The organism is Paenisporosarcina quisquiliarum, assembly GCF_043641925.1.
GTDB lineage: Bacteria > Bacillota > Bacilli > Bacillales_A > Planococcaceae > Paenisporosarcina > Paenisporosarcina quisquiliarum_A.
This window is the reverse complement of record NZ_JBHZRU010000003.1, coordinates 148,233-160,704: the sequence shown is the minus strand read 5'-3', so window position 1 is coordinate 160,704 and position 12,472 is coordinate 148,233. Positions and strand designations below refer to the sequence as shown.

Below are 12,472 nucleotides of genomic sequence, written 5' to 3'. Positions count from 1 at the left end.
TGGTGAAAACTTCGAATAGAATATTTCTTTCTTCCCCACATATGAGTGGGTTTGAACAAGATTACATAAAAGAAGCGTTTGATACAAACTGGATTGCTCCTATAGGAAAAAACATAGATTATTTTGAACAAGAGATATCTCAATTTGTTGGAACAAGGGGAGCGGTGGCATTAAGTTCGGGGACTGCTGCAATACATTTGGCATTGAAATTATTAAATGTTGGCAGAGGTGATCTTGTTTTTTGTTCTTCACTTACATTCGTGGCAAGTGCTAATCCTATCTTGTACCAAGGAGCAGAACCAGTATTTATAGATTCAGAGCCAATCACTTGGAATTTATCACCACAAGCGTTGGAACAAGCTTTTCATTATTTTGAAAAAGAAGGGAAGCTTCCTAAAGCAGTTATTGTTGTAAATCTTTACGGACAGAGTGCAGATATGTCTAAAATTCTCGATATATGTAATCACTACAATGTTCCAGTAATTGAAGATGCAGCAGAATCATTAGGCGCAACCTATAAAGGTAAAGCTAGTGGAACTCTTGGAAAATATGGTATTTATTCTTTTAATGGCAATAAAATCATCACTACTTCTGGAGGTGGTATGCTCGTATCGGAAGATATAGAAGCTTTAGAAAGAGTACGATATTGGGCAACTCAAGCGAGAGATCCAGCTCGATACTATCAGCATAGTAGAATTGGTTTTAATTATAGATTAAGTAATGTTTTAGCTGGTATAGGAAGAGGACAATTAAGAGTCATCAATGAACGTGTAAATGCTCGAAGAAATGTTTTCGATATATATAATAATGAATTATCAAGTTTGGATGGAATCGAATTTATGTCTGAAGCAGCATTTGGTCGTTCATCTCGTTGGCTAACAGCATTAACTATAAACCCAAAGAAAACTTCAGTAAAAGCTGAACAAGTTTTAGACGCTTTAGAGAGTGAAAATATTGAAGGTCGTCCTGTTTGGAAACCACTTCATCTTCAACCGCTTTTTAAGAAAAACTTATACTTTCCACATAGTCCTGAAGGTAGTGTTTCGGATCAATTATTTCAATCTGGTATTTGTTTACCTTCAGGCTCTAACCTCACAGTAGAAGAAATCAGCAGAGTCGTAGATTGTATTAAAGAAGTGTTTCATGAATGTTAAGGAAAATAGCTTTTGAATAACTTCCTAAATCTATTTATTGCTGTATTGTTAACATTAATTTTATGGCCAGTTTTATTAATTACATCTTTAATAGTTCTACTAAAATTAGGATTTCCAATATTTTTCATACAAGAGCGTGTCGGTTTAAATGGAAAGATATTTCTCCTTTATAAATTTAGAACGATGACAAATAAAACTGATCAAGAAGATGCTTTATTACCAGATGGAGCGCGTTTAACTAAAGTTGGTTTATTTTTAAGAAAAGCTAGCCTCGATGAACTACCGCAGCTTATTAATATAATAAAAGGTGACATGAATTTTGTGGGTCCTAGACCTTTATTAGTGAGGTATCTTCCTTTCTACACAGCAGAAGAGAACAAAAGGCATTTAGTTAAGCCTGGAATAACTGGTTTAGCTCAAATTTCAGGTAGAAATCATCTGGATTGGAATACGAGACTTCGTTTAGATGTGGAATACGTTCAAAATAAATCAATAACTTTAGATGTGAAAATTGTATGTAAAACAGTATTAAAAGTGTTAAAAGGTCAAGATGTGGTTGATAATCCGAGTGAGTTATTAATGGATTTGGATATTGATCGGAAAACTACTAAATGAAAGAGGGGGTTTTCAATCATAAATTTTACTATTGCTCCACTGAATCTTAAAGATGTCCATTTAATACCTTTATTAATTAAATGCAGTTTTAAAGAAGAGTTGTTTCAACTGACAATTTATAGTTCAAACAGGTATGAAGTATATTTGAAAAATATATTGCGACTGCCTAAAGGATTAAGCAATTATTTTTATTTTGGTGCCTATAAAGATGATCAATTACTAGGATTTACTGAATGGCGAATTTATGAAGATGGGATTTTTTTAAATCAAATTAGCCTTTTTGCAAATTATAGGGGTCTTGGAATAGGCAAAGCACTCCTTGAGCATGGATTTTTTCTTGCGAAATTATATAAAAAAAACAAGATTACATTGGATGTATTTGAAGACAATCAATTTGCGGAATTATGGTATAAAAATAATGGATTTAAGAATATTTCTTCAAAACAATGGTATGTAACTAAGAGATTAAATAGTTCACTTGATGGAGAATTAACTGAAGTTAGTGTTGTAAACTTTCATACTTCTGAAGCTGAACAAGCATTATATGATTTTTCAAATGTATTTATTAAAACATCAAAAAGAACGTATCAAGTAGGAAGAATAAAAGCATTGTTATTTCGCGTCACTGGACTTCAAGCAATAGAAGACGAAGAACTCCAATGCGGATTACAAATGTTAGATGATACAAGGTCACTTCTTTTGGTATCTGAAAAAGAAATACATCATAATCAATTTCAATTTATGGGTCTTACGAAAAGATTAAGTTTGATAACTAATTAAATAGCAATATACCCAAGGGGGATTTTTATGAGCTTTACTACCTTTGATATCTTTCAAAGGGAGAAATGGTTAGAATTTTTGGATAAAATTGATCATAAAGATATCTATTTTACTCCAGAATATTGTCACCTATATGAAAAGAATGGAGAAGGGAAAGCTCAATTAATTGTTTATGAAGAAGATAATCTACTAATATATTATCCATTTTTGTTAAGAGAGATTAATAACATACCAAATGAATATGAAATAGAAGCGAAATATGGAAAAACATATGATATGATCACGCCTTATGGTTATGGTGGACCTATATCTAATATAAAAGACCCTCAGATAAAAAATAACATTTATCGCAATTTTAATAAGCTTCTAAACGAATACTGTAAAGAAAACAATATAATCACTGAGTTTATTCGGTATCACCCAATGATTCGTAATGAAATTGACAACAAAGACTATGAGTCAGAATATATTCGAAATACAATATATGTGGATTTAACACGAGACAAAAAAGAAATTTGGGCTAAGTATGATACTAAAAATAGAAATCGGATTAGAAAATCCATTCAGTATGGCTTGAAAGTTGTTCAAAGCTCTATTAATGACTTAGAAAATTTTATTTATCTATACAATAAAACAATGGCTAAAAAGCAAGCTAATGAGTACTATTATTTTGGTTCTACATTCTTTGAAAATATGGTGGACTTACTTGGAAATCAGATTAAATTGTTTGAAGTGACTTATGAAGACAAGGTGATTTTATCCTGCTTCTTTATGTGTTATGGAGAAAATATACATTATCATTTGTTAGGTTCTTAAGAAAATTATTTGAAATATTCACCAAATAATTTATTAATAAATTTTGTTGTTGACTGGGCAAAGTCTAAAGGTTTTAAAACTTTGCATTTAGGAGGAGGGTATTCAGGCGAGGATAGTTTATATAAATTCAAGAAGCACTTTAACAAAGATGGCGATTTACCTTTTTACACATGCAAAAAAATTCACAACAATATAATATATCAAGAGATTATAAAGGATATCGACATTTTAGACAAAGATTTTTTCCCAATATATAGACATCCTAGTTTAATAAGTAAGCTGAAAAATGTTTGAAAAAAAATCTCCCCTTTACTTTCTTCCAATCGTTTTTACTTCAAATTAATCAATGGATTTCACAAATACTTTAAAGGAGATTAAGTATTGAGTATTCAAAAAAGATACATATTTTATATCCTTTTAGATTCATTTATCGTTATTAATACAATCTTTCTTAGTAACTTCATTTTACTTCCGCGGAATCCAATTATTACACTACCTCTACTAATTAGTGCTGTTACCTTAATAATTACACATCATATATTATCCTATATATTCAAGCTATATAAAAGCTCACTCGAATACGCGAGCATTAGAGAAATGATTATTATTTTAAAAACAGTAACATTTTCCATTTTAGTCCTATCATTTGTTCAATTCTTTTTCCTCCAAGATATATACCTTAGAACATTAACAATTACATGGATGAGTCATATTTTATTAATTGGTGGATCACGATTTCTACGAAGATGTTATATGGATAGGTATAAGAATATTCATAAACTTAAAATGAAAAGAACTTTAGTTGTAGGTGCTGGATCAGCTGGAACAATGGTGGTAAGGCAATTAATACAAAGTCATGATGCATTACTATGTCCTGTTGCTTTTATAGATGATGATGTTAGGAAACATGATCTCGATATACTTGGACTTCCAGTATTAGGTGGAATAAAACAAATAAAAGATGCAGTTGAATCTCTATATATAGAAAATATTATCATTTCAATACCTTCCCTGAGTAAAAAAGAATTAAATAATATTTTCCATGAGTGTAAAAAAACCAAAGCGCAAACTCAAATAATTCCAAAATTAGAAGATTTAATGTTAGGTAAGGTATCTGTAAATGAAATTCGAAACGTTGAAGTAGAAGATCTTCTTGGCAGAGATCCTGTTGAGTTGGATACACATTCAATTAAAAACTATCTATCAAATAAAATTGTTTTAGTCACAGGAGCAGGTGGATCAATTGGTTCAGAAATTTGTCGTCAAATTTCGATGTTTAAGCCATCCAAACTTATTCTATTGGGTCATGGTGAGAACAGTATATATTCTATTGAAATGGAGCTCCAATCTACGTTTAAAAACAATATCGAATTTATTACCGAAATTGCTGATATTCAAGATCGAGATAAAATTTTTCAGGTTATGAGAAACTTCACTCCGGATGTTGTATTTCATGCAGCAGCTCATAAGCATGTACCTCTAATGGAAAGAAATCCAGAGGAAGCTTTTAAAAACAATGTTATTGGCACAAAAAATGTGGCTGAAGCTGCAGACGCAGCTGATGTAAAAACTTTCGTGATGATTTCAACAGATAAAGCAGTTAATCCTACAAGTGTTATGGGATCCACTAAAAAAATTGCTGAATTGGTGATTCAAAACCTCGATAAATCAAGTCAAACAAGGTTTGTTGCAGTTCGATTTGGTAATGTACTAGGAAGTAGAGGGAGTGTAATTCCGCTATTTAAAGAACAGATTAAAAATGGAGGACCAGTAACAATTACTCATCCTGAAATGCAGCGATACTTTATGACAATTCCAGAAGCATCAAGGCTCGTTTTACAAGCTGGAGCATTTGCAAAAGGAGGAGAAGTATTTGTTTTGGATATGGGAAATCCAGTTAAAATTGTTGATTTAGCCAAAAATTTGATTCGTCTTTCTGGATTCACCGAAGAAGAAATTCCGATTGAATTTACAGAAATGAGACCTGGGGAAAAATTAATGGAAGAATTATTAAATAAAGATGAAGTTATCGATATACAAATTCATCCAAAAATTCATGTAGGAAAAAGTATAGAAAGCAATTTAGATGAAGTATGGAGATTAATTATTGAGTTCCCTAAGATGGATAGTTCGTTATTAAGAAACAAGCTTTTGAACATTGCTAATGGATCTAATCAAACAATCAAAGTGTAAAATAAACTTTCTATCAAAGGATGAATGGATGGTAAATGTATTGTTTATTACGAATATTTTAGAGACAGGTGGGGCAGAGAGATATTTTGTGAAATGTGAAAACCGTTTAACCGATTTGGGTATAAACTTATTTACTGCGGCTAAAAGTGGGTCGTTTAATCAATTTTTAAAATACCCGGATAAATATTATGAATTAACTGGGAATCATTTTAAAAATATCTTAATGTTCATATCTATTATTAAAAATAAAAATATTAATCTTTTACATGCAAACAGTTTTACTATGCTTCTTTACTGTCTTTTATTAAAAAGTTTATTTCCTAGAACAAAACTTGTATACACAAAGCATAACGTCACCGTTATTGAAAGACATGCACCACGACTTTTTTCATTAATCATTAATGTTTTTGTTAATAAAGTAATTACAGTATTTGAAAGACAGAGACATCTTTTAATAGAACAAGGTGTACAAGAAATTAAAACACAAAGAATTTATAATGGTGTTGACTTAGATCAATTTAATTATGTGGAAAAAGAAAATACAAAAAAGAGGATTGGTATTCTAGGAAGATTATCACCCGAAAAAAATCATACTCTTTTTTTAAAAGTTGCAAAGTTAATAATTAAAAATGACTTAGATTGTACTTTTATTATCGCGGGTGATGGACCAGAAAAACAAAATATAAAAGATTTAATAATAAAATTACAATTGGAAAATCATGTTGAATTACTTGGGAATATTAATAACCCCGAAGTTTTTTTTCATTCCATTGATGTGATGGTTTTAACTTCAACTACTGAGGCGTTTCCAATGACAATATTAGAATCCTTTGCGGCCGGCGTACCAGTAGTTAGCATCAATGTTGGTGGTATTAATGAAGCTATTATAAACAATGAAACAGGTGTCTTAATAAATTCTTACAACGCAAAAGAGTTTGCAACTAAAATTCATAATGTCTTAACGAATGCTGAAAAAGCGGTAAAAATAAAAAGAGCAGCAAGACAATTAGTAGAAACAAATTTCAATTCAAGAATTATGGTAGCTGAAACTCGAAAAGTTTATATTGAGCAAACTTTATGATGGGAGAAGGAAGCTTGAAAAAGGTTCTTATAATTGCTCCCTATACGCTTTTACCTGGCGAAACGGGGTTTAATAGGTTTCATTATCTTGCAACAGAACTTGTCTATAGAGGACATGATGTCACACTTTTAACGAGTAATTTTATTCATCCTTATAAAAAGTTTAGAAATAAACTGTTAGAAAATCAGGTTAAATACAAACTTGTTTTAATATCTGAAAAAGGATATAAACAAAATTTTAGTTTACTAAGAATAATCAGTCATATGCAACTTGAACGTAATATTAAAGAATTCGTTGAAAATATGACAAATATTCCAGACGTCATCTATTGCGCCTATCCTTTAATGAACACAGCATTTAATGTTGGAAGATATTCTAAGAAAAATAAAATACCCTATATTTTAGATATACAAGATATATGGCCAGATTCGTTTAATGTTGTATTTAATTTACCAAATAAAGTTTTTTCTTTTCTCGTCTTTCCCTTTACTTTATTTGCGAACAAAATATATTCAATGGCTGATCACTTAATTGCTGTTTCTAATACGTATTTATCACGAGCACAAAAATTTTCGAAAAATTCATGTGTAGTGTTTATTGGCGCAGATCTAGAAGCGTTTGATAAAAAGGGTAATCAATCATTAAATAAAAACCCAAACGAGATATGGTTAACGTATATTGGTACTTTGAGCTATAGTTATGATTTAATAACGGTCATTAGGGCATCCGTAACACTAAAAAACAAAGGGTATTCTGAAATAAAAGTTAAAATCTTGGGAGAAGGGCCAGACAAAGAACTTTTGAAGAAAGAAGCACTTGAATTAGGTGCTCCAGTGGAATTCTTAGGCTACCAAGATTATAAGGATATGGCCAGATACTTATGTGAATCTGATATTGCATTAAATTCACTATCTAAAAATTCACAAGGAAGTATTACAAATAAACTTGGCGACTATTTAGCAGCTGGTCTTCCTATATTGAACAGTGGAACGAATAAAGAAGTGATAAATTTAATAAAAGATTATCACCTAGGTTTAAACTATAATTCTGGAGACAAAGAAATGTTGGTAAGTAAAATAGAATACTTACTAAATCATAGGGATAAAATGGTTTACTTCGGATTAAATTCTAGACAAATAGCTGAGAAAAAGTTCGATAGAAAGAATACTTATAAAAAAATTTTTCAATTAATAGAGGAATCCTAGGATGTTGTTTGGAGTAAATAAAACTTTTGCGAAAAATCTAAAAATTATATTTACTATACTAATATTTATTAGTTTTCTATTGGCAGGCAAGTTTTTAGTAATTTACGATATACCGCAGAAAGTCGATGTAATTGTCGTGCTAAGTGGTGAATCTGGAAGAATAGAACAGGGGCTTAATTTATTTCATTCGGGTTATGCAGAGAATCTGATTTTATCAAACTCAAATGCTTTTATTACATCAAATAACTTAATAATGAATATACCAAAAAATCATTTATTCTTGGAGGACAAAGCTACTAGCACTTATGAAAATGCTTTTTTCACTAAAGAAATTATGGATGATCAGCATTTTGAGTCAGCCATTGTGATCTCTACGGATTATCACATGAGAAGAGTGAAAATGAATTTTAATCGTGTCTTTAAAAATGATAATACTCAATTATTATTTATCGGCAGTAAGACCGGTTATATTTCGAATTTATGGTGGTCACAAAAACATAGCTTAAAAATGACTATAGCAGAATATGTTAAAATTTTGGGCAATGTACTTGGTATACATGGTTCTGAGGCGAAATTAAGGATGTATAAATTAAAAGAATGGTTTCTTAACATGGTTATAGATAAGTTCTAAAAAAGGTCCATACACTTAGGGTTGGAGGGAACTTAGTGAGTAAAAAAATAATTAATGAAATATTTTTATTAAGAAGTGTCGCATGTTTAAGTATTGTTCTTAATCATGCAATGGAAAGATCCTTGAACAATCCTAGTGAATTAATGAATGCTGGAATTATGCTTTTAACCTTTGGGACACCTACATTTATCTTTATCTCTGAGTTTATTCTCGCGAAGTCATATCCCGATAAACTTCCTGCTCAATTTTGGAGTAAGAGAGTAAAATATATTTTGATGCCCTATTTTCTATTTGGAATATTTTACGCGATTGCTAAGGGATTCGAACAAGCTCTGAGCAATGGAGAAGTAGTTATCATGGCTATCGGCCATAACATTTTGAGACATATTCTATTAGCAGAATATCATGGATATTTTATCATTATTATATTTCAATTTTATCTATTACATTTTTTCTTTAGCAAGTATTTAAAAAAATGGTCTCCAAAATGGGTGATTGGTCTGTCATTAATGATAAATATAGTATATTTGGGTTTCTTTAATTTTGTTGATCCTATACCAACTATAGTTGGGAACTATATATGGTCCTGGTTTTACTGGATACCATTTTTCGGTTGGATTTTTTATTTTACAGTTGCTTATTATAGTGGCATTTATTTTACTATTTTTACTCAAGTGTTAGCAAAGTACTACAAATGGGTATTAGCAGCACCGCTAGTTTTTAGCAATAGTATCGATTATTCTTTTCATGAACGGTTTTTATCCAGTGATATCTTCTAAAAAAATTGATATGGTGTTTTTTACAACTAGAATGATTTTATTTATTTATTTTGTATCAACAAAAGTTAGGACTGTTCCAAAGATCATCATAAGGATAAGTCAATATTCTTTCGGTATATATCTGTTTCATCCCTTTTTTATGGCATTAATTTCTATAATGCTTACAGGACCTTTAAAGGGGGGTACCCATTTCATTGGTGAATTTGTTGTATATTTTGTAGGTAGCATTTCTTTATCGATGATTGCTACTTATGTGATAAACCAAATTCCTTATGGTTATTTTTTTATAGGGAAGATAGGTATGGGTATTACCGATAAGGAAAAGGAATCCAGTCCAAATGTTTTAACAAATACGAGAAAGTTAACATAAAAAGATTTGTCACAAAGAATTTATCAGAATGATGTTTATCCAAAAAATAATCGAGTAAGAAACTAATTATCACTACTTAAAATTTGTGCAGCACATTTAGTACAGCGGTTGAATTTAAAACGATTTAAAATAAATTATACTTTTTAAAGAATATTCATTTTGTCTCACTATTTCAAGTATACTTGTCTAATGATACGTAACTTCCCATAATAGATATTATGTCAACTAAAATAAATTTAAAGAAAAAGAGCACTCAAATTTTGTTTGAGTCCCCTCGGCTCTTCTTAATATCAATAAAGTGTATACTAAGTTCAATTAGCTCGTTAATATAGAGATCCCGTTCTTTTGCAAATGCTTTTAAAGTTAAGAGTAATTCTTTATCATACGTTGTTTTATATTGGATTCGATCCATCGATTTAGTTATCTGGTTCAAAGGCAATTCATCTTGAAGTAACATATTTGTTAATCCATTTTCAATTAAATGATTTACTTTAGTATTTTGTTTTAAAGCCAAATTTTTTATTTCTTCCAATATTGATCTGCTAACATTCGTTCTAAATGAAATCCGATTACTGTTTGATACATGCACTATTTTATTTCCAATAATTCGCCATTTTGAGTTTTCACTTAAATCCTCATGATAAAATGGATGTTTGTTATGCTGAGTCATAGAAATTCTTTTACTAATTATAAAATCATCAATAGTGTAATTATAAATAATTCCAGAAAGTCTTTGTAGACTAATTTTTCCTCTTACCCAAATACGGTAAATTGTATTTCCATTTTGACTGATATGTTGTTTTATATCTGAATTCAGATCCCATGAATGAAACACCTCAAGTAATTTAGTAGCAAAACTTTCACTAGCAGATGTTACATTCACTTGATATCCTTCATGCCCCACCCACCCATCACCATCGATAACCCCTCTAACAAATGATGAAAGATATTTTTCAGGTACATTTGGAAAAGGAACAGTTAATGATTTACGAGGAGTAATTCCTAAATGCTCAAGATCTAGTTTCATTTTCTTTGAATGTATAATCAATGTTGGCGTTTTTTTCGTTTTCCCAAATGGTGTTAACACATAATCAGCAGCCATATATTTAGCAATTATTCGAAGAATACGCTCATCTTTTTGCGAGAAACAAATACTATGGTTTATCTTGTCTATATGACCATCCGTAACTAAAATCCCTAAAACCCATGCCATTTCATGAGACCAAACGGAGAAAAAGTCTTCATTTACTTTATTTTTTCTTGGCTGACCAGAAAATTGAGCTCGATTCATAGAAATCCCATGCTTATACATAACATTCCTTATTGCTCGATCTGTTAAACCAGTTAAGATCATCATTTCTTTAAATGGAACTTCACTGGTATACATTTGTATAATAGCTTCATCTGTGATATTCGGATGTCTAGGCACAAAAAATCATCCTTTCATCTGTATAGAGCTTAATAATTCTATTATACAAACATATGTTCTTAAATGTCTATTTCCTTCAATAATAAGCTTTATACATTATTTTATCTTTTCAAATCCCAATATTTATCTAGACTTTTAGTTATAAATAATAACTTATTTCGAATGAATGTAGATCTGAGCATTTCATCTGACAACCAAAACAAAAATGCAGCTAAAAGAGTAGGAAACAGAAAAATTAAGTACTCCGATAAAAATGATTTAAAATTCATCAACAATGATTTATTTTCAAAAATGATACCAGCTATAACTACGATCACCATCCCCATCGCCAGATGAATTAGTAAGGAAACTCCGCTTCTAATTAATCCAACGAGTTTTTTAGTCAAATAGTCAGCAAATATTGACGAAGGCACACCATAAAGTAAAATAAACGGCAATGAATATGCGCCGATTAATACAAAATATAAGAAGAATTCACTATACATATTATTATCAGTTACAAGTAATAAAGATAATATGAGAACAATAGACAGATACGTCAATAAAAAAGCAAGCATTTTTCGTTTTAACATCGAATATCACTACTTCCTAATTTTTATAAACCTTTCTAAACTTCACCACCCCTCCCTTCTATCTAGTGGCTGGTATATTTTATTCATGGTAAAATAAAGCAATAGAACAGGAGTGAATAATCCATGCGCGTAGCAATATTTGACTTTGACGGTACACTGTACCCTCAAGAAACATACACATTGATGATGAATTACTTAAAGGAACATCCAGTCCATTCCTCTAAATATAAAAAATTTTATAAAGCATTAATGAAACCGTATTTAGCATACAAAATGAAGCTTTATCCTGAAGGTAAAATGAAGGCGAAATCAATGCAAATCTATTTAAATGCCTTAAAAGATTTGTCTCAAGAAGAATTAGAAGCGTATTTCATTGAAATGTCGAATGGAATGAGCAAAGATCTTAATCAAACAGTTGTTGAACGTTTAAAGAAACACCTAATAGATGGTGATCATGTCCTAGTCGTCTCTGGTGCTTTTTCAACCATGCTTAATGAAGTGACAAAAGAATATGCCGTGCATCAAGTAATCGGAACAGAAATACCTTATTCAAATGGTAGCCTAGATACAGCAAACGAAATCTTCCACATTCAAGGGATTAGAAAAAATATGATGATTGAACAAGCACTTGATGGGTATGATATTGATTGGGAAAACAGCACAGCTTATGGTGATAGCATTTCAGATATTAGTGTTTTAGAGTTAGTTGGCAATCCAGTGGCAGTTCGTCCTGAAAATCGGTTAAGAACGATTGCTGAAGAACGCAAATGGGAAATTCTCTGGGACTAAAATAAGTTAGCGCGTAATAAATTCTTATATTCCTTATAAGTGAAAAATCCCCGTTGGA

Annotated in this window: 12 protein-coding genes; 10 read left to right on the top strand and 2 right to left on the bottom strand. The window is 30.6% G+C overall.

Translation table 11 applies throughout. The annotated features are described in order from the left end of the window. The first annotated feature begins 41 nt into the window (after positions 1–41). The 9 genes from ACHUE4_RS03745 to ACHUE4_RS03705 all read left to right on the top strand — a co-directional run bounded on the left by ACHUE4_RS03745 (position 42) and on the right by ACHUE4_RS03705 (position 9,254). Positions 42–1,154 carry a DegT/DnrJ/EryC1/StrS family aminotransferase gene (locus ACHUE4_RS03745; RefSeq protein ID WP_394188103.1) on the top strand — a complete coding sequence of 371 codons (1,113 nt, stop codon included), beginning with the start codon at positions 42–44 and terminating at the stop codon, positions 1,152–1,154. Positions 1,155–1,166: 12 nt separating this feature from the next. Next, on the top strand, positions 1,167–1,769 hold the full coding sequence (locus ACHUE4_RS03740; protein WP_394188043.1) for a sugar transferase: 603 nt from the start codon (positions 1,167–1,169) through the stop codon (positions 1,767–1,769). 144 nt (positions 1,770–1,913) lie between these two features. Beyond that, entirely contained in the window at positions 1,914–2,549 is a 636-nt protein-coding gene (locus ACHUE4_RS03735; RefSeq protein ID WP_394188042.1) for a GNAT family N-acetyltransferase, read from the top strand. A gap of 27 nt (positions 2,550–2,576) precedes the next feature. Continuing rightward, entirely contained in the window at positions 2,577–3,365 is a 789-nt protein-coding gene (locus ACHUE4_RS03730) for a peptidoglycan bridge formation glycyltransferase FemA/FemB family protein (protein ID WP_394188041.1), read from the top strand. A gap of 381 nt (positions 3,366–3,746) precedes the next feature. Continuing rightward, positions 3,747–5,558 carry a polysaccharide biosynthesis protein gene (locus ACHUE4_RS03725; protein WP_394188039.1) on the top strand — a complete coding sequence of 604 codons (1,812 nt, stop codon included), beginning with the start codon at positions 3,747–3,749 and terminating at the stop codon, positions 5,556–5,558. A gap of 28 nt (positions 5,559–5,586) precedes the next feature. Next, positions 5,587–6,639: a glycosyltransferase family 4 protein gene (locus tag ACHUE4_RS03720; protein ID WP_394188037.1), complete on the top strand. Its 1,053-nt coding sequence runs from the start codon at positions 5,587–5,589 to the stop codon at positions 6,637–6,639. Positions 6,640–6,653: 14 nt separating this feature from the next. After that, positions 6,654–7,844 carry a glycosyltransferase family 4 protein gene (locus ACHUE4_RS03715; protein ID WP_394188035.1) on the top strand — a complete coding sequence of 397 codons (1,191 nt, stop codon included), beginning with the start codon at positions 6,654–6,656 and terminating at the stop codon, positions 7,842–7,844. 1 nt (position 7,845) lies between these two features. Beyond that, the gene (locus tag ACHUE4_RS03710; RefSeq protein WP_394188033.1) at positions 7,846–8,475 is read left to right on the top strand and encodes a YdcF family protein; all 630 of its coding nucleotides are present in this window, start codon (positions 7,846–7,848) and stop codon (positions 8,473–8,475) included. A gap of 35 nt (positions 8,476–8,510) precedes the next feature. Next, entirely contained in the window at positions 8,511–9,254 is a 744-nt protein-coding gene (locus ACHUE4_RS03705; protein WP_394188031.1) for an acyltransferase family protein, read from the top strand. 623 nt (positions 9,255–9,877) lie between these two features. Here ACHUE4_RS03705 and ACHUE4_RS03700 read toward each other — a convergent pair. Together ACHUE4_RS03700 and ACHUE4_RS03695 are read right to left on the bottom strand one after the other, a co-directional pair. Further along, positions 9,878–11,053, bottom strand: coding sequence for an LAGLIDADG family homing endonuclease (locus ACHUE4_RS03700; RefSeq protein ID WP_394188029.1), 1,176 nt, complete (start codon positions 11,051–11,053; stop codon positions 9,878–9,880). Between the two features lie 101 nt (positions 11,054–11,154). After that, positions 11,155–11,625, bottom strand: coding sequence for a hypothetical protein (locus ACHUE4_RS03695; protein ID WP_394188027.1), 471 nt, complete (start codon positions 11,623–11,625; stop codon positions 11,155–11,157). A 123-nt stretch (positions 11,626–11,748) separates the two neighbouring features. Between ACHUE4_RS03695 and ACHUE4_RS03690 the strand changes: the two genes are divergently transcribed. Continuing rightward, the gene (locus tag ACHUE4_RS03690) at positions 11,749–12,414 is read left to right on the top strand and encodes an HAD family hydrolase (RefSeq protein ID WP_394188025.1); all 666 of its coding nucleotides are present in this window, start codon (positions 11,749–11,751) and stop codon (positions 12,412–12,414) included. Positions 12,415–12,472 lie beyond the last annotated feature (58 nt).